Source organism: Phenylobacterium sp. (genome assembly GCF_004299445.1).
Taxonomy (GTDB): domain Bacteria; phylum Pseudomonadota; class Alphaproteobacteria; order Caulobacterales; family Caulobacteraceae; genus Phenylobacterium.
The window spans coordinates 1-17,514 of the sequence record NZ_SCTC01000040.1 but is presented as its reverse complement, the minus strand read 5'-3'; the positions used below and the strand labels follow the sequence as shown (position 1 = coordinate 17,514).

The window sequence follows — 17,514 nt, the reverse complement described above, 5'->3', positions numbered from 1 at the left end:
TGATTGTCGGCGGCGGGAAGGGCGATCCTTCCCGCCGCCTTCGTTTGCGGCCATGGAAACGCTGGTGAGCGCGTTGTTCGATCTTCCGCCTGTGGCGCCTGAGGGGTTCCGGTACCGGGACGACCTGGTGACGCCGGCCGAGGAGGCCGAGCTGGTGGACCGGCTGGCCGGGCTGGCGTTCGAGCCGTTCCAGTTCCGCGGCTACGAGGGCCGCCGCCGTGTGGTCAGCTTCGGGCTGCGCTACGACTTCACCGGACCGGGGCTGGTGGACGCCGAGGCGATGCCGGACTGGCTGCTGCCCGTCCGGAACCGCGCGGCGGCGTTCGCGGGCTTGCCGGGCGAGGCGTTCCGGCACGTGCTGATCAACGAGTACCGCGAAGGCGCGCCGATCGGCTGGCATCGCGACCGGCCGGTGTTCGAGAAGATCGTCGGCGTGTCGCTGGTGTCGCCGACCGTGATGCGGTTTCGCAGGCGGGTGGGTGAGCGGTTCGAGCGGATGAACGTGCCGGTCGCGCCGCGCTCGGCCTACCTGCTGGACGGGCCGGCGCGCCTGATCTGGGAGCACAGCCTGCCGGAGGCCAAGTCGCACCGCTATTCGATCACGTTCCGGAACTTGCGGGCGTAAAGCTGAGCTGGTTCTCCCCTCCCCCTTGCGGGGAGGGGTCGGGGGTGGGGGTGCGAACCTTCGGGCTCTGAGCCGACATCCCCACTCCCAACCCTCTCCCCGCAAGGGGGAGAGGGCTCTAGGCGAGGAAAGCTGCGCGCGGGCTGACATCACCGCTATGGTTGGGAAAACGGGGGGCGCGCATGACGGTCGTCGACATCCTGCTGCTGGGGGCGCTGGCGGCGTTCGTGGTCGTCTGGTGGCTGCGCGGGCTGCCCGGGCGGGCGGTGCTGCTGGCCGGGACGGCCGGGGCGGCGCTGCTGCTGGGCCTGTGGGGCGTGATCGACGACCGGTGGCAGGACGGGGTCGGGGCGGCCGTCGCGGCAGTGCTGCTGCTGGTGCTGCTGGTGAACCGGCTGCGCAGGGCGCCGGAGAAGACGGGCAAGCCGTGGGTCTCGGGCGTGGTGTTCGGCCTGCTGGCGCTGGTCCCGCTGGCGGCCATCGTGACCTTCCCGGTCTCGGCGCTGCCGAAGCCCAGCGGGCCGCATCCGGTGGGGGTGCGCAGCTTCGAGGTGGACGACGCCAGCCGGCCGGGCGTGCTCGCCGCCAAGCCGGGCGAGCCGCGCAAGCTGCTGGTCAGGGTCTGGTATCCGGCCGGCGACATCACCAGCCGGACGCCGGCGCCTTATTTCTCGGAGCAGGAGGCCGACACCACCGCCAAGGGCATGGGGTCGCTGGCGGGCTTCCCGCCGTTCTTCACCTACGTGAAGCACGTGACCACGAATTCGTATCCGAACGCGCCGGTTCTGGCGGGGCCGTCACGGTTGCCGGTGGTGTTCTACAGCCACGGCTACACCTCGTTCCTGGCGCAGAACACGGTGCTGATGGAGCACTTGGCCAGCCACGGGTACATCGTCTTCTCGGTGCAGCACACCTATGACTCCTCGGACACCGTGTTCCCGAGCGGCGGGGTGGCGCCGTCCGACCCGGCGTTGGCGCAGATGGCCAAGGCGCCGCAGACCGACGGCGACAAGGCCGCCCGCGCGGCGCAGCAGCAGGCGCTCTCGGGGGCGACCCTGGACGACCGGCTCGAAGGCTATCTGCGCATGCGCGAGCTGGCGCTGGGTGGAACCAGCGACAGGATGATGAAGAGCGGCGAGATCTGGGCTGCCGACCGCATCTTCGTGCACGATCAACTGCAGCGCGGCGCCGTGCCGCCCGAGATCCGCGCCATCGCCGCGGCGGGCGACCTGACGCGGGTGGGCGAGATGGGCATGTCGTTCGGCGGCGCGACCTCGGGGACCGTGTGCATGCGCGACCGGCGGTGCGCGGCGGGGATCAACCTGGATGGCGGCGACTTCCCGTTCCAGGCCTTCGCGGCCGAGGTTCCCGCGCCGTTCCTGATGTTCCACTCCGACCTGGACAACATCTACAAGTCGCTGAAGGTCGCGCCGCCCAAGGCGCTGCGCAGCTTCAACGAGTTTTCCTACGAGCGCCTGGCGACGATGGGGACACGGCCCGACATCTATCGCGTGTCGGTCAAGGGCGCGCAGCACATGGGGCTGTCGGACTTCACCCTGTTCATGCGCCGGCCGGCGCGCGATCCCCTGTTCGGCACGACGCCGACACGGGTGATGATCGGGGCGCAGAACGACTTCGTCTTGGGCTTCTTCGACCGCCACCTGCGCGGCATCGCCAGCGACTATCCGAAGGCCGAGCTCAAGCGCTACGCGCGCTGGGTGACGCCCGTGCCGGTGGATGAGGTGCGGACGTGGTGGGCGGCCAAGACCGAGGCTCAGCGCGCCGCGCTTACGGCGCGGATCGAGAGGGCGCGGGCGGCGCCCGTGGGAGCCTCAGCGCCGTAGGGATCGAAGCACGAGGCAGACTCCCTCCCCCTCTCGGGCTGCGCCGGGGGAGAGGAGGTTAGTCAGTCGGGCTTGCCGTTCGCGGTGTCGCGGCGGGCTTTTTCGAGGTCGGCGGCTTCGGGGCCGTCGAGGGCCTGTTCGGCTTCGCGGGCCTTCTCTTCGACGGGGCCGTTCTGCGCGAACTCGTGCTGCATCTCCTGGTACTTCTTGCCCGAGATGTAGTCGCCTTCGCCCTGAATCTTGTTGTCGGACATGAGCGTGCTCCTTGCTTCAGGAGCAGAACCCGCGCGGGCGCGGCGGGCTCCATAGAGCCTTTCGATGCTCAGCATAGAGAGAACCATGTTGATCGATGGGCCGGCGGGTCCATAGTCCCGCCGCACGGCGCGGCGCCCAAGGGAGGGATGTCGGCGCCCCAAGGGAGATGCGTATGTCGCTTGCCAGCAGCAAGACTATCGAGAACCTGAAGGCCGCGTTCGCCGGCGAGAGCCAGGCGAACCGCCGCTACCTCTACTTCGCCCAGAAGGCCGACGTGGAAGGCTACAACGACGTGGCCGCGGTGTTCCGCTCGACCGCGGAAGGCGAGACCGGCCACGCGCACGGCCACCTGGAATTCATGGAAGGCGTGGGCGACCCCGCCACGGGCCTGCCGATCGGCGGCACCGCCGACAACCTGAAGGCCGCGATCGCCGGTGAGACGCACGAGTACACCGACATGTACCCGGGCATGGCGCGCACGGCCCGCGAGGAAGGCTACGACGAGATCGCCGACTGGTTCGAGACGCTGGCCAAGGCCGAGAAGTCCCACGCCGGCCGCTTCCAGCGCGCCCTCGACTCGCTCGATCAGTAACGTCATCCCGGGCGGCCGCAGGCCGATCCGGGACCCAGAAGTGAGAGCCGCGGCCGCTGGGTCCCGGCTCTCCGCTTCGCTACGGCCGGGATGACGGTATGAGTGAAGACACGAAAGCTCCCCCGCGCGAAGGCAGCCTCGACGCGCCGTTCCGCCGCCCGATCCTGTGGCAGGACGAAGAGTACTACGATCTGGCGAAGGTTGAGGCCGAGCTGCAACGGCAGTTCGACGTCTGTCACACGTGCCGGCGCTGCTTCAATCTGTGCGACAGCTTCCCGCGGATGTTCGATGCCATCGACGAGGGCCCGACGGGCGAGATCGACGGCATCGGGCCCAAGGACCACGCCCACATCGCGGAAGCCTGCACGCTGTGCGACATGTGCTTCCTGACGAAGTGCCCGTACGTCCCGCCGCACCCCTTCGACATCGACATCCCGCACCTGATCCTGCGCTATCGCGCCGCCAAGCGCCGTGCGGGCGAGAAGGACTGGGTGCGCGAGCAGCTGGGCGAGATGGACCGCAACGGCAAGCTGGCCAAGCCCGTGGCGGGCCTGGCCAACTGGGCCACCGCGCGGAAGAACACGCCGCTGCGCAAGCTTCTGGAAGCGATCGCCGAGATCGACGCCGAGGCCGAGCTGCCGACGTTTGCGAGCAAGACCGCGACCGACCGGCTGAAGAGCCCGCTGGCGGCCAACCCGCAGGGCCCGGCGTTCGGCCAGCGCAAGGTCGCGCTCTATGCGACCTGCTACGTCGACTACAACAAGCCCGACACGGCGGTGGCCGCCGCCAAGGTGCTGGCGCTGCAGGGCGTCGAGGTGAAGCTGGTCTATCCGGAATGCTGCGGCATGCCGCAGCTGGAGGCCGGCGATATCAAGGACGTGGCGGGCAAGGCGCGGCGGGTCGCGGCGGCTTTCAAGCCCTACATCGAGCAGGGCTACGACGTGGTCGCCCTGACCGCCTCGTGCGGGCTGATGATGAAGTTCGAGTGGCCGCTGATGCTGCCGGACGACGCCTCGATCACGGCGCTGTCGGCCAGGACCAAGGACGTGGCCGAGTACGTGGTCGAGCTGTCGAAGACCTATGGCCTGGTCCCCGGCCTGGCGCCGGTGGCCGGCGGGGTCACCTTCCATCACGCCTGCCACGCGCGCGCCCAGAATATGGGGGCGAAGTCGATGGAGATGCTGAAGCTGATCCCCGACACCAAGGTCGATCTGGTCGAGCGCTGCTCGGGCCACGGCGGCACATTCGGGGTGATGAAGGCCACGCGGCCCGCGGCCAACAAGGTGGGCCGGCCCGCCGCCCGCCAGGTGACGACGAAGGGCAACGAGACCCTGTGCTCGGACTGCCCGCTGGCCTGCAAGCACCTGGGCCAGCTGATCGGGGACGAGGCCAAGGAGGGGGCTCCGCCAAGACCTGCCGAGGCGCACCCGATCGAGGTGTTCGCCCGCGCCTATGGAGTGATCTGAAGATGCCGCTCGCCGAACGACGCATCACCCCTGCGGACCTACTGCCCGACGCCGAGTTCGCCCAGCGCCGCAAGGCCTGGCGCGCCGAGCTGTTGCCGGTGAAGCGCCTGCGCCGGATCGCGCTGGGTCCCTACTGCACGTTCTACTTCGAGAACTACGACACCATGCTCTTCCAGGTGCAGGAGATGCTGCTCATCGAGAAGGGCGGCGCGGCGCAGGCGCCTGACGAGCTGGCGGCCTACAACCCGCTGATCCCGCAGGGCTCGGAGCTGGTCGCCACGGTCATGTTCGAGATCGACGATCCCGTGCGGCGCGCGGCGGTGCTGGCGCAGCTGGGCGGGGCCGAGGACCTGTTCTTCATCCAGGTGGGCGGCGAGCGGGTGATGGCGGTCCCGGAGGGCGACGTCGAGCGCACCCGCGAGGACGGCAAGACCAGTTCGGTCCACTTCCTGCGGTTCGCGCTGAAGCCTGAGCATGTGGCGAAGTTCCGCGATCCGGGCACAGAAATCCTGATCGGCTGCGCGCACGAGCGCTACAGCCACCTGGCGGGCCTGTCGCCGGCGTCGCGGGCCGAACTCAGCCGCGACTTCGCCTGAGCTAACGCTTCCTACTGCGCGTGCCGGGGTTCCTCGGCCACCGGCGGCGGAGCGGTCTTGGCCTGCCAGAGCAGGAAGGCGCGGATGTCCTCGGCGGCGGCCTCGTCGAAGAAGCGGCGGAAGGGGGCCATGCCGTTCGCCTTCAGCGCGCCGTCCAGGACGATGGCCTTGAAGCCCTCGGGATCGAGGATCGCGGGCGAGCGGGCAAGGTTGGGCAGGAAGACGCCGCGGCCGTGGCAGCCGCCGCAGAACTGGTCGTAGACCACCCCGCCCTTGTCGGCGTCGCCCTTTGACGCCGTGGCCAGGGTCAGGTCCAGCGGCGGGGGAACGGCGGGCTTCGGATAGGGCGGCGGCTTCACGGTCCCGCCCAGCTTGAACACCAGCAGGCGGCCGCGCTGGCGGGGCTGGTCGAAGTTGCCGGCGCCGCCGGCGCCCACCATCAGGGCCACGTACTGCTCGCCGTCGATGGCGTAGGTCGAGGCCGGCGCGATGGCGCGGGCGCCCAGGTCGTAGCTCCACAGCAGATGCCCGGTCTGGGCGTCGTAGGCGATGAGGCGGTTGAGCGCCGAATGGAAGACAAGTCCGCCGTCGGTGGCCAGGACGCCGCTGGTGGTCATGTGCGGGAACATGACGCTCCAGCGCTTGGTCTGGGTGACCGGATCCCAGGCGATCAGCTCGCCGCGGGCGGCGGCGCGGTTGTTGGGCCGGGTGATCGTGGGCTTGGCGTTGGGCCCCTCGGGGAGGCGCAGCATGCCGGTGTTCCAGGCGCCGGCGACGTACTTGAAGTCGGCGGGGTCGGCATAGAAGCCGCGGCCGTGCTGGGCCGGGATGTAGACCAGGCCGGTCTTGGGGCTGAACGCCATCGGGTGCCAGTTGTGGCCGCCCAGGGCGCCGACCATCTGGTTGGACGCCGTGCCTTTGGGATAGCGGGCGGCGGCGATCTCGACCGGGCGGCCGGTCTTGAGGTCGATGCGTTCGGCCCACTCGACGGGCACGAACTTCTCGGCCGAGATCAGCTGGCCGGTCTTCGCGTCGAGCACGTAGAAGAAGCCGTTCTTCGGGGCCTGCATGACCACGCGGCGGACCTTGCCGTCCACCTTCAGGTCGGCGGCCATGATGTGCTGGGTGGCGGTGTAGTCCCAGCTTTCGCCGGGGGTGGTCTGGTAGTGCCAGACGTACTCGCCCGTCTCGGGCTTGAGCGCCACGATCGACGAGAGGAACAGGTTGTCGCCCTTGCCGCCCGAGCGCAGCTTATGGTTCCAGGGCGTGCCGTTGCCGACGCCGATGTACACGAGGCCGGTCTGCGGATCGTAGGTGATGGCGTCCCAGACGGTGCCGCCGCCGCCGGTCTCCTTCCAGGCGCCGTCGCTCCAGGTGGCCGCGGCCTTCTCCTTGAACACCTTGTCCGAGGCGGCGCCGTCGGGCGCGCCGGTGGGGTTGGGCGTGGTGTAGAAGCGCCAGACCAGCTTGCCGGAAGCGGCGTCATAGGCGCTGACATAGCCCCGCACGCCGTACTCAGCGCCGCCGTTGCCGATCAGGACCTTGCCGTTGATCACCCGGGGCGCGCCGGTGATCGTGTAGGGCCGGGTCTTGTCGGTGGTCTGGATGTCCCAGGCGACCTTGCCTGTCTTGGCGTCGAGGGCGACCAGCCGGCCGTCGAGCGTCCCCAGGTAGAGGCGGCCCTTCCAGAGCGCGAGGCCCCGGTTCACCACATCGCAGCAGGCGTTGAAGCCGGCCTCGCCTGGCACCTTCGGGTCGTAGTCCCAGAGCCGCTTGCCGGTCTTGGCGTCGAAGGCGGCGACCTTGGACCAGGCGGTGGTGGTGTAGAGCACGCCGTCGGAGACCAGAGCGGTGGCTTCCTGGCCCCGGTCGGTGTCGAACTCGGCCCACCAGGCGACGCCCAGCTTCCCGACCGTGTCCTTGTTGACCTGGGTGAGGGGCGAGAAGCGCTGCTCGTCGTAGGTGCGGCCATAAGTGAGCCATTCCGATGCGTCGGGGGCCTCGATCCGCTTCTGATCCACGCCGCGATCGCACGCGGTTACCGCGGCGGCCATGCACAGCACCGCCGCCCAGCGCAGTATCCTGCCCATGACGTCCCCCCGAACTCTTTGGACCGACTGTCGCAGACGCCCGGCCGCATCGCGAGTCTTGATGAATTATTTCCATTTGGGCAGCAGTGCCGTGCCAGGGCCGCGATTGTCCCCAAAAGGGAAGGGCTCTAGCTAGAGGCGGCGCCCTGCTGGCGCATCAGAGAGGTACGTCCGTGCGCCAGATGCTGAAGACCGTCGCCTACGCCCTGACCGTGGCCCTCGTCGTGGCGCCGGTCGCCCTCGCCCAGTCGACGCAGGTTCCCGCCGAGGTCAAGGCGGGCGCCTATGTGCTCGACCCGAGCCACTCCAAGATCACCTGGTCGGTAAGCCACCTGGGCTTCTCGACCTACGTCGGACAGTTCACCGGCGTCGCCGGGACCCTGAAGCTGGACCCCAAGGCCGTGCAGGCCGCCGACCTCCAGGTGACGGTGGATACCGCCTCTGTCGGCACGCTGAACACCGCGCTCGACAACCACCTGAAGTCGCCCGACTTCCTGGACGTGGCCAAGTTCCCCACCGCGACGTTCAAGGCGACCTCCGTCAAGACGACCGGCGAGCGCACGGCCGATATCTCCGGCGACCTGACCCTGCACGGGGTGACCAAGCCGGTCGTCATCGAGGCGACCTTCAACCGCGCGGGCATCGCCCCCACCGACGGAAAGTACACCGTGGGCTTTTCCGGCAAGGCGGTGCTCAAGCGCTCGGATTTCGGGATCAAGACCTACCTGCCGGTCCTCGGCGACGAGGTGACCTTGCAGCTCGCGGCCGAGTTCAAGCCGGCCCCCTGATCCAGCTCTTCGGACAGGAGTCGACCGCCCAGCAAAAAGGGCCGCCCTCGCAGGCGGCCCTTGGTGTTTGCGGACTATCCGTGACCTAGAAGATTTCGAAGAGCCCGGCGGCCCCCATGCCGCCGCCGACGCACATGGTGACGACGCCGTACTTCGCGCCGCGGCGCTTGCCTTCGTACATCAGATGGGCCGTGCAGCGGGCGCCGGTCATGCCGTAGGGGTGGCCGATCGAGATCGAGCCGCCCGAGACGTTGTACTTGGCCGGGTCGATGCCGAGCTTGTCGCGGCAGTAGATGACCTGGCTGGCGAAGGCCTCATTCAGCTCCCAGATGTCGATGTCGTCGATGGTCAGGCCGTTGCGCTCGAGCAGCTTGGGGATCGCGAAGACCGGGCCGATGCCCATTTCCTCGGGGCCGCAGCCGGCCACGGCCATGCCGCGGTAGGCGCCCAGGGCCTCGATACCGCGGCGCTCGGCTTCCTTGCGCTCCATCAGCACCACGGCGGCGGCGCCGTCCGACAGTTGGCTGGCGTTGCCGGCGGTGACGAACTTGCCCTCGGGCACGTACTTGCCGCCCTTGAACACCGGGTTCAGCTTCTGGAGGTCGGCCAGGGTCGTCTGGGGACGATTGCCCTCGTCGGCCGAGATGGTGATCTCCTTGTCGGCCGTCTCGCCCGTCTCCTTGTTGACCAGCACCTTCATGATCGTGGTGACCGGGACGATCTCGTTGGCGAAGCGGCCTTCGGCCTGGGCCTGGCCCGTACGCTGCTGCGACTGCAGGGCGTATTCGTCCTGCGCTTCGCGGCTGATGCCGTAGCGCTCGGCCACGATCTCGGCGGTCTCGATCATCGAGGTGGCCAGTTCCGGCACGTGGTCGCGCAGCCAGGTGTCGGTGGCCATGAAGCGGTTGATCTTGTCGTTCTGCACCAGGCTGATCGACTCGATGCCGGCGCCGATGGCGACCTGGGCGCCGTCGTTGATGATGTACTTGGCGGCGGTGGCCACGCCCATCAGGCCCGACGAGCACTGGCGGTCGATGGTCATGCCCGAGACGGTGTTGGGCAGACCGGCGCGCAGCGCCGCCTGGCGGGCGATGTTGTTGCCCGTGGTGCCCTGCTGCAGGGCCGAGCCCATGGCGACATCGTCGATCTCGCCGGGGTCGACCCCGGCCTGGGCCACGGCGGCGCGGATCGCCTCGGCGCCCAGCGTGGCGCCGTAGGTGTTGTTGAAGGCGCCGCGATAGGCCTTGCCGATGGGCGTCCGCTTGGCGGCGACGATGACAGCTTCACGCATGAGAGAGTCCTTGAACTTTCCCTCCCCCTTGTGGGGAGGGACAGGCCGCGCAGCGGCCAGGGTGGGGAAGTGTGGGCCGGAGTGCTGACGTCGGGGAGGATCGTGACTTCCCCGCCCGTCTCCCCCGGACCAGGTCCGGGGTCGCGACCCTCCCCATGAAGGGGAGGGAAAAGCGCTGGATCGTCAGCCCTTCAGGTCGCCGAACTTCTTGCCTTCGGCGGCGAGCTTCTCGAGCAGGGCGGCGGGCTTGAAGTCGTCGCCCATCGTGCCCTGGAACTCCTTCATCTTCTCCAGGACCTTGGCGGGGCCGCCGATCAGGTCGCCGTAGAACATCGGGCCGCCGCGATAGACGGGCCAGCCGTAACCGTTGACCCAGACTACGTCGATGTCGGACGAGCGGATGGCCTTGCCCTCTTCGAGGATCTTCACGCCCTCGTTGATCATCGGGAAGATGCAGCGCTCGAGGATCTCTTCGTCCGAGATCTTCCGGGGGTTCTTGCCCGACTTCACGATGAAGTCGTTGATGGCCTTCTCGGTGAACTCGCTGGGCTTGGCATTGCGGTTCTCGTCGTAGTCATAGTAGCCGGCGCCCGTCTTCTGGCCGCGGCGGTCAGCTTCGCAGAGCACGTCGCGCAGGGTCTCGCCCTTCGAGTTTTCCTTCACCCAGCCGATATCCAGGCCGGCCAGGTCGCTCATCGCGAACGGGCCCATGGGGAAGCCGAAGTTGTAGAGGACGCGGTCGACGTCCCAGGGCATGGCCCCTTCCATGATCAGCTTCTGGGCTTCGCGCTGGCGCTGGCTCAGCATGCGGTTGCCGATGAAGCCCGGGCAGACGCCGGCCAGGGCCGCGATCTTGCCGATCTTCTTGGACAGCTTCATCGACGTGGCGATCACGTCCTTGGCGGTCTTCTCGCCGCGGATGACTTCCAGCAGCTTCATGACGTTGGCCGGCGAGAAGAAGTGCAGGCCGATGACGTCTTCCGGCCGCTTTGTCACCGAGGCGATCTCGTCGATGTTCAGGTAGCTGGTGTTCGAGGCCAGGATCGCGCGCGGCTTGCAGATCGCGTCCAGCTTGGTGAACACGTCCTTCTTGATGTCCATGCGCTCGAACACGGCCTCGATGACCAGGTCGCAGTCGGCGAAGTCGTTCATGTCGAGCGAGCCGGTCAGCATGCTCATGCGCTTCTCGGTCACCGCCGGGTCAGCGCCGCGCGAGCGCTCGTAATTCTTGCGGATGGTGGCCATGCCACGGTCCAGCGCGTCCTGCTTGATCTCGACCATCACCACCGGGATGCCGGCGTTCATGAAGTTCATCGAGATGCCGCCGCCCATGGTGCCGGCGCCGAGCACGCCCACCTTCTTGATCTCGCGGATCGGGGTGTCGTCGGGCACGTCGGGGATCTTGTTCGCCTGGCGTTCGGCGAAGAAGTAGTAGCGCTGGGCGGCCGACTGGGCGCCGGTCATGAGGCCCATGAACAGCTTGCGCTCTTCGGCGAGGCCCTCCTCGAAGGTGGCCGAGTTCACGGCCGCCTCGATGCACTTGATGTTGGCTTCCGGAGCGTCGAAGCCGCGGAACTTGCGCGCATTGGCCTTGCGGAAATCGGCGAAGATCTCGGGCTTGCCCTTGGCGGCTTCCAGCTTGGTGTTGTTCTCGCTGATCTTCACCAGCGGCTTGTTCTCAGCGACGCACTTGTTGGCGAAGGCGATGGCGGCGGCCTTGAGCTCGCCCTCGGGGGCCAGCTCGTCGACCAGGCCCAGCTTGGCCGCTTCCGGAGCCGGCACGTGGCGGCCCGAGGTCATCATCTCCAGCGCGGTCTCGACGCCGACCACGCGGGGCAGGCGCTGGGTGCCGCCGGCGCCCGGCAACAGGCCCAAGGCCACTTCCGGCAGGCCCAGGCGGGCCGACGGAACGGCGACGCGGTAGTGCGCGCACAGCGCCACTTCCAGGCCGCCGCCCAGGGCGGTGCCGTGGATCGCGGCGACGACGGGAACCGGCGAGTTCTCCATCATGTTCTGCACGTCCTGCAGAGAGGCAGACGGCTTGCCCGGCGCGCCGAACTCGCTGATGTCGGCGCCCGCGATGAATGTGCGGCCTTCGCAGATCAGGACGATCGCCTTGGCGTCCGATGCGCCGGCGGCCTTGAAGCCCTCGAAGAGACCGTCCCGGACGTTCGCCGACAGGGCGTTCACGGGCGGCGAATTCAACGTGATGACGGCCACGTCGCCATCGCGGGTGAGGGTGGTCACCGAATTGATCTCGGTCATCTGGCTTCCTCGAAAGTGGTTGGCGGACCGCCCATTCAAAGCAGGAAAAAGAACCGGCAATTATCTGGCGGCCGTGAAATTCAAACGCGTGTTATAGGCCTCGGCAGGCGAGGCCAAGTCAATTCCCGCAAGGGGAAAGCGCACGTTGGGGGCCTGCCGCAACGAAAGGGAAGGGGACCGTTCATGGCGTCCAATCTGTTCTCACTCGACGGCAAGGTGGCGCTGGTCACCGGCGGGTCGCGCGGCATCGGCAAGATGATCGCCAAGGGCTTCCTCGAGGCGGGCTGCCGCAAGGTCTACATCTCGGCGCGCAAGGCCGCGGCGTGCGATGCGACGGCCGAGGAACTGGGCCCGCAGTGCGTCTCGATCCCGGTCGACATCTCGACGGTCGAGGGCTGCAAGATGCTGACCGAGCGGTACCTCAGCCACGAGGACAAGCTGGACATCCTGCTCAACAACGCCGGCGCCGCCTGGGGCGCGCCGTTCGAGGAGTATCCCGAGAGCGGTTGGGACAAGGTGGTCGACCTGAACCTGAAGTCGCCGTTCTTCCTGACCCAGGCCCTGCACAAGACCCTGAAGGCCAGCGCCACCCACGAGCGGCCGGCCAAGGTGATCAACATCACCTCGATCGACGGCATCCGGCTGAACCCGCAGGAGACCTACGCCTATCACGCCTCGAAGGCGGGCCTGATCTACCTGACGCGCCGGATGGCCGCGCGGCTGATCGAGGACAACATCGTCATGAGCTCGATCGCCCCGGGGGCCTTCGCGTCCGACATGAACCGTGTGGCTCGCGACCAGGGCGACGAGGTTGCCAAGCGCATCCCCTCGCGCCGGATCGGGACGGACGAGGACATGCAGGGCGTGGCCATCTACCTGGCCAGCCGGGCCGGCGACTATGTGGTGGGCGAAACCATCGCTGTCGACGGCGGCGTGGCGCTGGGGCAGCTGGGGGTCTGAAGCGCCCCTCGACCTATGGGCCGAGGCGCATTCGAGATAACTGCGTCCAATGGCGCCGAACTTGCGTAGATGAGGTTGGAGGGGGACTGGCTGTCTCTCGCGGCTGGGAAGGCGCACGGTGCAGCGCCAGGAGCGCGCTCTCCCCCCCTCCACCAATCTCCTCCGCCCTTCCAAAATGGAACGGTCACGGTTCCTGCGCGATTCCGTCTATCTAGGGGACGAACGCCAGAACCATCGACCTTGACCGACGAACCTCAGACGCGCCCGCGCCGTACGCTGCTACGCCTCCTGGCGGTGGCGGGCGTCGTCGTGCTTGTGATCGTGGCGCTGACCTGGCTGAACCGCCGGACCCTGGCGCGCGAGGCGCTGACCGGCTGGCTGGAGAGCCGGGGCATCGCGACGCGGGCCGTGGTCGAGGAAATCGGGCCCTCGACCTTCACCGCCAGGCTCAGCCTCGGCGACCCCAGCAACCCCGACTTCGAGGCGCAGCAGGTGGACGTGCGCTATCGCGCGCGACTGTCCGGGCTGGAGGTGGTCTCGGTCACGCTGCGCAAGCCGGTGCTGCGGGCGCGGCTGACGCCCGCGGGGCTGAAGATGGGATCGCTGGACCCGCTGGTGACAGAATTCCTCAGCCGGCCGCCGCCACCGGGCGCCAAGATCCCGCGTATCAACATCGACGACGGCGTTCTGGTGCTCGGCACCGACTACGGGCCGGTGCGCGTGACCGCCGACGCGCTGGTGGACGACGGCCAGCTGAAGACCCTGACCGCCACGTCGGCGCCAACGCGGCTGAAGAGTCGCGACTTCGACGTGGCGTTGGGCGTGGGCGCTCTGACCGAGGTCACGCGGTCCGGGCGCGCGGATGTATCGTTCTCGGCGCCGGTGACCCGGGCGACGGCGGGCGGCGCGACGCTGTCCGACGCGCGCCTGACATTCACCGCCCAGCTGCCCTATCCCGATGCTCAGAAGCGCCGGGGCGAGGGCGCGGTCGTGGCCAACCTGACCGTGGTCGGCGCCCGCGCTGACGTCGTGGGCCAGACGCTGGAAAAGGCCGAGCTCAAGGTCGGGTTCACTGGCCAGTCGCGGGGCTGGATCAGCGATCTGGCGGTGCGGGGACAGATGGCGGGCAGCTTCAACGCGGGCTCGGGCCGGTTCGGCGAGGCGCGCGCAGAGGCGATTCGTGCGGCGATCACGTCGAAGGATCTGGCCTGGACCCGCGCGGGCGGCGATCGCTTGGCGGGCGTCGTCACCCTGAGCGGCGCGGCGCAGGAGATCCGGGCGGCCGATCTCCGGCTGACCGATTTCGTCGTCGCGGCCACGGGCCCGGTCTCGGTCGGGGCAAGCCGCGGCACGGCCGAGCTCACCGGCTCAGTGGTCGGCCATGGGGCGTGGAGCGGGATGGGCGCGCCCGTCGCGGGCGACGCGGGCAGCGTGCTGGCGCTGAAGCGGGCGGCGCGCGGCTTCCGGATTGCGGCCCCGAGACTCGGCCTGACCGCGAGCTACGATCGCCAGCAGCCGCCGAGCTGGAGCCTTGCGATGCGCGAGCCGGTGCGCCTGACATCCGACAGCGGCGCCCAGCTGGTGATGACCAGCGCGCAGCGGCTGTCTGCTTCGGGCGGCGGTCTGCCGAAGACGGACCTCACGATCAGCCGGCTGCAGCTGGGCGAGGCGCCTTCCGCGGACGTGGCGCTGGCGGTCTCGGGGCTGTCGGCCGGGCCGGCCGTGAACGCGCGGCTGGGGGCCGCCGGGCGGGTGGCCATGGCGGAAGGCGGGATCACCTTCACGGCCAGCCGTTGCGCCGATTTCGCTGTCCAGCGGCTGGAGTTCGGGGCCAACGACATCGAGGCGATCTCGGGACGGCTGTGCCCGGCGGGCGGGCCGCTGTTTGCGATGCGCAACGGCGCGTGGCGGGTGTCGGGCCGGGCCGAGCGGGTGGCGGCCGCGGCGCCGTTCGTGCAGGGCCGCGTGGCGGGCGGTGCGGGCCGGGTGCGGGCGTCGGGCTCGGGGCCGAACATGACGGCCACGATCCATGCGGACACCGCGCGCCTGGAAGACACCGCGCCCGAGACGCGGTTCAACCCGTTCCTGATGAGCGGCGACGTGACGCTGCGCGAGTTCATCTGGCGCGCGGACCTGGCGTTCACGCGGCCGGACGCCGGGCGGCTGGGCACGGCGCTGGTCACTCACGACGGGCGGCTTGGCTTCGGGGTCGCGGTGATCGAGACCGAGACCCTGACCTTCGCCGAAGGCGGCCTGCAGCCGCTGCAGATCTCACCGCTGGCCTCGTCCGTGGGCTCGCCCGCGGTGGGGCAGGCGAGGTTCACGGGTCGCTTCGACTGGGCGCCGGAAGGCTCGACCAGCTCGGGCAAGCTGATCGTTCCGGGCCTGGACTTCCAGAGCCCGGCCGGCCCGGTGCGCGGGCTGAAGGGCGAGATCGTCTTCGAGAGCCTCGCCCCGCTGAAGGCGGCGCCCGGCCAGGAGCTGACCGTCGCCGAGGTCCAGTCGATGGTGCTGCTCACCGGCCTGCGCGCGCGGTTCGAGCTGGCCGACAACCTGCTGAAGGTGGAAGGCGGCGAGGCCAGCGTCGGCGGCGGCCGCATTCGGGCCGAGACCCTGGAGGTGCCGCTGGCGCCCGGCGCGCCCACCCGCGGGGTGATCTACGTCGAGGGCGTGCAGCTGCACGACCTGGTCGAGGCCTCGCCGTTCGGCGACAAGGTGGACCTCGACGCCAAGGTGTCGGGCCGCATCCCGTTCGAGATGACCGGGAACAAGGTGCGTATCTCGGGCGGCCTCCTGAAGGCCGACCAGCCGGGCCGGCTTTCGATCAGCCGCGCGGCGCTGACGGGCGTCTCGGCCGACACCCCGACCACCCTGCCCTCGGAGGTGAACCCGAACGACACCTTCACCGACTTCGCCTACCAGGCCATGGAGAACCTGGCGTTCGACACGCTTGAGGTCACGGTGGCGAGCAAGGACGACGGGCGGCTGGGGATGCTGTTCCATATCGTCGGCCGCCATGATCCGCCGACGAAGCAGCGCATCCGGCTGACGTTGCTGGAGCTGATCCAGCGGAAGTTCCTGGGCCGGAAGCTGCCGCTGCCGTCAGGCACGGGGGTGAACCTGACGCTCGATACGACCCTGAACCTGGACGACCTGATGGCCGACTGGGGGGAATTCCAGCGCGCCCGGACGCCCCAGGCGCCGAAACCGTGATGCAACAAACAGTTCAGGTCCGGTTCAGCCGTGACACTGTCGAATAGGAGACATGATGAGGTCCCACCCATGAGAGCCGCCTTCGCCGCCGCCCCCCTGCTCGCAGGGGCGTTGCTGGGCCTCGGCGCGTGCACCCCGACCGTGAGGGTCGAGGTCGCGCCGATCACCATTTATGCAAAGCTGGACGCCAACGTCCGCTTGCAGCTGGACGAGGACGTCAAAGCCCTCATCCAGAAAAACCCGAACCTCTTCTGAGGCTTGAGAGAGATGCAAAAGACCGATTTCTTCAACGTGGGCGCCGCCGTGCTGCTGGCGCTGGCCGCGGCTCCGCCCGCCGCCGTCGCCCAGACGGCCGCGGAAAAGGCCACCGTGGACGCGGCGAAGGCCGCCGGCGTGGTCGGCGAGCAGGCCGACGGTTTCCTGGGCTTCGTGAAGCCGGGCGATGCGGCCCAGCAGGCCGCCGTGGCCTCGATCAACGCCGGTCGCGCCCAGCTCTACCGGGAGGCCGCCGCCGAGAACAAGGTATCGGCCGCCGCCGCGGGCGCCTCGGCCTTCACCAACGTCATCCAGGGCCGCGTGAAGCCGGGCGAGTACTACAAGCCCGCGAACGGCGGTTGGACACGGAAGTAGGCCAGACAGCCGCCCGTCGCGGCGCCGGTCGTCAAGAGGCGGCGACGGGGATGGCGACCTCGTTGCGGCGCAGGGGCAACGGCGTCCACGGCGGATCGTAGAACCAGTAGACGGCCGCGCCCTTGACCCGCCAGCCCTGGGCCTTGGCGGCGGCAATGAGCTCCGCTTCGCGCTCGGCCATCCGCGCGGCGCTTGTGGAGCCGCTGAACCGAATCACGGCGTATCGCTCCGCCGGCAGGGTTCGCAGCGTCACATCCGCGTTGTTGGGCCGCGGCAGCGTGTCCATCGCATATGCCGCCGGCATGAAGAATTGGATCCGCCACCCCCCGGCGGTTGGCTCCTGGGCCACCGGCGAGGTCATGGCGATCTTCTCCGACGTGGCGGCCGCCTGCGCCACCGGAGCCGTCATGGCGACCGACTTGCGGGTTTGATTGTCCCCGAAGATGTACCCGGCGATCTTGCGGAAGCCGCGATTGCGCGCCGTGGACTCATCGCCCTGGACCACTGTCTCCGCGGCGATGAGCGCCGGATACTCGCGCAATTCTACGCGTCCGGCCTTCGCGAGCACCTCGTAGCGGGGCTGCTCCACCGACGCGCGGGAAGCGCCGGGCGCAAAGACCAGCAGCGCCGTCGCGGCGGCGACCCCCAGAGCGATCTGCAGCATGGTTCGTCTCCTATCAGGACGCCGCGGGCCGGGCGGATCGCCAGCGGTCCAGAGCGCTCGGTATGTCCGTCAGATTCACCAGGGTGCGCACGCCGGGTTGCTGTGGACCCGTCAGCCCGGCGCCCGCACCGCCGACCCACAGGTCCATCCGCGCGGTCAGTCGCGCGCGCACCTCGGCGGTCATGGCCTGCGCGGTGGCGGCGGGGATCATCGCCGAGAATGACAAGGCCACGAC

The 17,514-nt window shown here is 69.0% G+C and carries 16 protein-coding genes; 10 read left to right on the top strand and 6 right to left on the bottom strand.

Features of this window, described 5'->3' with window-relative positions; all coding sequences use genetic code 11:
- Nucleotides 1-64: 64 nt before the first annotated feature.
- On the top strand, nucleotides 65-625 hold the full coding sequence (locus EPN98_RS10650) for an alpha-ketoglutarate-dependent dioxygenase AlkB (protein ID WP_293362674.1): 561 nt from the start codon (nucleotides 65-67) through the stop codon (nucleotides 623-625).
- 182 nt (nucleotides 626-807) lie between these two features.
- Nucleotides 808-2,469 carry a hypothetical protein gene (locus EPN98_RS10645; protein ID WP_293362673.1) on the top strand — a complete coding sequence of 554 codons (1,662 nt, stop codon included), beginning with the start codon at nucleotides 808-810 and terminating at the stop codon, nucleotides 2,467-2,469.
- A gap of 62 nt (nucleotides 2,470-2,531) precedes the next feature.
- Here EPN98_RS10645 and EPN98_RS10640 read toward each other — a convergent pair whose 3' ends face one another.
- Nucleotides 2,532-2,723: a hypothetical protein gene (locus tag EPN98_RS10640; protein ID WP_293362672.1), complete on the bottom strand. Its 192-nt coding sequence runs from the start codon at nucleotides 2,721-2,723 to the stop codon at nucleotides 2,532-2,534.
- A gap of 173 nt (nucleotides 2,724-2,896) precedes the next feature.
- Between EPN98_RS10640 and EPN98_RS10635 the strand changes: the two genes are divergently transcribed.
- From EPN98_RS10635 to EPN98_RS10625, 3 genes are all read left to right on the top strand, one after another.
- Nucleotides 2,897-3,316, top strand: coding sequence for a rubrerythrin family protein (locus tag EPN98_RS10635; protein WP_293362671.1), 420 nt, complete (start codon nucleotides 2,897-2,899; stop codon nucleotides 3,314-3,316).
- Between the two features lie 98 nt (nucleotides 3,317-3,414).
- On the top strand, nucleotides 3,415-4,782 hold the full coding sequence (locus EPN98_RS10630; protein WP_293362670.1) for a heterodisulfide reductase-related iron-sulfur binding cluster: 1,368 nt from the start codon (nucleotides 3,415-3,417) through the stop codon (nucleotides 4,780-4,782).
- 2 nt (nucleotides 4,783-4,784) lie between these two features.
- A complete protein-coding gene (locus EPN98_RS10625) occupies nucleotides 4,785-5,378 on the top strand; it encodes a DUF3501 family protein (RefSeq protein WP_293362669.1) in 594 nt (197 codons plus the stop codon).
- A gap of 11 nt (nucleotides 5,379-5,389) precedes the next feature.
- On the opposite strand, the gene EPN98_RS10620 is transcribed toward EPN98_RS10625, so the two are convergent.
- On the bottom strand, nucleotides 5,390-7,468 hold the full coding sequence (locus EPN98_RS10620; RefSeq protein WP_293362668.1) for a PQQ-dependent dehydrogenase, methanol/ethanol family: 2,079 nt from the start codon (nucleotides 7,466-7,468) through the stop codon (nucleotides 5,390-5,392).
- A gap of 182 nt (nucleotides 7,469-7,650) precedes the next feature.
- Between EPN98_RS10620 and EPN98_RS10615 the strand changes: the two genes are divergently transcribed.
- Nucleotides 7,651-8,256, top strand: coding sequence for a YceI family protein (locus EPN98_RS10615; protein WP_293362700.1), 606 nt, complete (start codon nucleotides 7,651-7,653; stop codon nucleotides 8,254-8,256).
- A gap of 85 nt (nucleotides 8,257-8,341) precedes the next feature.
- On the opposite strand, the gene EPN98_RS10610 is transcribed toward EPN98_RS10615, so the two are convergent.
- Together EPN98_RS10610 and EPN98_RS10605 are read right to left on the bottom strand one after the other, a co-directional pair.
- Complete coding sequence (locus EPN98_RS10610; RefSeq protein WP_293362667.1) at nucleotides 8,342-9,547, bottom strand: acetyl-CoA C-acyltransferase; 1,206 nt, start codon at nucleotides 9,545-9,547, stop codon at nucleotides 8,342-8,344.
- A 183-nt stretch (nucleotides 9,548-9,730) separates the two neighbouring features.
- Entirely contained in the window at nucleotides 9,731-11,812 is a 2,082-nt protein-coding gene (locus EPN98_RS10605) for a 3-hydroxyacyl-CoA dehydrogenase NAD-binding domain-containing protein (protein ID WP_293362666.1), read from the bottom strand.
- A gap of 183 nt (nucleotides 11,813-11,995) precedes the next feature.
- Between EPN98_RS10605 and EPN98_RS10600 the strand changes: the two genes are divergently transcribed.
- The 4 genes from EPN98_RS10600 (at nucleotide 11,996) to EPN98_RS10585 (ending at nucleotide 16,615) form a co-directional block, all read left to right on the top strand.
- Nucleotides 11,996-12,772 (top strand): SDR family oxidoreductase, encoded by a 777-nt coding sequence (locus EPN98_RS10600; protein ID WP_293362665.1) that lies wholly within the window; start codon nucleotides 11,996-11,998, stop codon nucleotides 12,770-12,772.
- A 240-nt stretch (nucleotides 12,773-13,012) separates the two neighbouring features.
- Entirely contained in the window at nucleotides 13,013-15,985 is a 2,973-nt protein-coding gene (locus tag EPN98_RS10595) for a YdbH domain-containing protein (RefSeq protein WP_293362664.1), read from the top strand.
- 69 nt (nucleotides 15,986-16,054) lie between these two features.
- Complete coding sequence (locus EPN98_RS10590) at nucleotides 16,055-16,240, top strand: YnbE family lipoprotein (protein ID WP_293362663.1); 186 nt, start codon at nucleotides 16,055-16,057, stop codon at nucleotides 16,238-16,240.
- A 12-nt stretch (nucleotides 16,241-16,252) separates the two neighbouring features.
- Complete coding sequence (locus tag EPN98_RS10585) at nucleotides 16,253-16,615, top strand: YdbL family protein (RefSeq protein ID WP_293362662.1); 363 nt, start codon at nucleotides 16,253-16,255, stop codon at nucleotides 16,613-16,615.
- A 31-nt stretch (nucleotides 16,616-16,646) separates the two neighbouring features.
- Here EPN98_RS10585 and EPN98_RS10580 read toward each other — a convergent pair whose 3' ends face one another.
- Together EPN98_RS10580 and EPN98_RS10575 are read right to left on the bottom strand one after the other, a co-directional pair.
- A complete protein-coding gene (locus EPN98_RS10580; RefSeq protein ID WP_293362661.1) occupies nucleotides 16,647-17,279 on the bottom strand; it encodes a heme-binding protein in 633 nt (210 codons plus the stop codon).
- Nucleotides 17,280-17,292: 13 nt separating this feature from the next.
- Nucleotides 17,293-17,514 (bottom strand): hypothetical protein (locus EPN98_RS10575; protein WP_293362660.1); only part of this gene is annotated, 222 nt, incomplete at its 5' end.

Bases quoted from the DNA above. Each gene is read 5' to 3' on its own strand.
- EPN98_RS10580 (WP_293362661.1), bottom strand. From the start codon at position 17,279: ATGCTGCAGATCGCTCTGGGGGTCGCCGCCGCGACGGCGCTGCTGGTC.
- EPN98_RS10605 (WP_293362666.1), bottom strand. From the start codon at position 11,812: ATGACCGAGATCAATTCGGTGACCACCCTCACCCGCGATGGCGACGTG.
- EPN98_RS10585 (WP_293362662.1), top strand. From the start codon at position 16,253: ATGCAAAAGACCGATTTCTTCAACGTGGGCGCCGCCGTGCTGCTGGCG.
- EPN98_RS10640 (WP_293362672.1), bottom strand. From the start codon at position 2,723: ATGTCCGACAACAAGATTCAGGGCGAAGGCGACTACATCTCGGGCAAG.
- EPN98_RS10590 (WP_293362663.1), top strand. From the start codon at position 16,055: ATGAGAGCCGCCTTCGCCGCCGCCCCCCTGCTCGCAGGGGCGTTGCTG.
- EPN98_RS10645 (WP_293362673.1), top strand. From the start codon at position 808: ATGACGGTCGTCGACATCCTGCTGCTGGGGGCGCTGGCGGCGTTCGTG.
- EPN98_RS10620 (WP_293362668.1), bottom strand. From the start codon at position 7,468: ATGGGCAGGATACTGCGCTGGGCGGCGGTGCTGTGCATGGCCGCCGCG.
- EPN98_RS10600 (WP_293362665.1), top strand. From the start codon at position 11,996: ATGGCGTCCAATCTGTTCTCACTCGACGGCAAGGTGGCGCTGGTCACC.
- EPN98_RS10630 (WP_293362670.1), top strand. From the start codon at position 3,415: ATGAGTGAAGACACGAAAGCTCCCCCGCGCGAAGGCAGCCTCGACGCG.
- EPN98_RS10610 (WP_293362667.1), bottom strand. From the start codon at position 9,547: ATGCGTGAAGCTGTCATCGTCGCCGCCAAGCGGACGCCCATCGGCAAG.
- EPN98_RS10635 (WP_293362671.1), top strand. From the start codon at position 2,897: ATGTCGCTTGCCAGCAGCAAGACTATCGAGAACCTGAAGGCCGCGTTC.
- EPN98_RS10625 (WP_293362669.1), top strand. From the start codon at position 4,785: ATGCCGCTCGCCGAACGACGCATCACCCCTGCGGACCTACTGCCCGAC.
- EPN98_RS10615 (WP_293362700.1), top strand. From the start codon at position 7,651: ATGCTGAAGACCGTCGCCTACGCCCTGACCGTGGCCCTCGTCGTGGCG.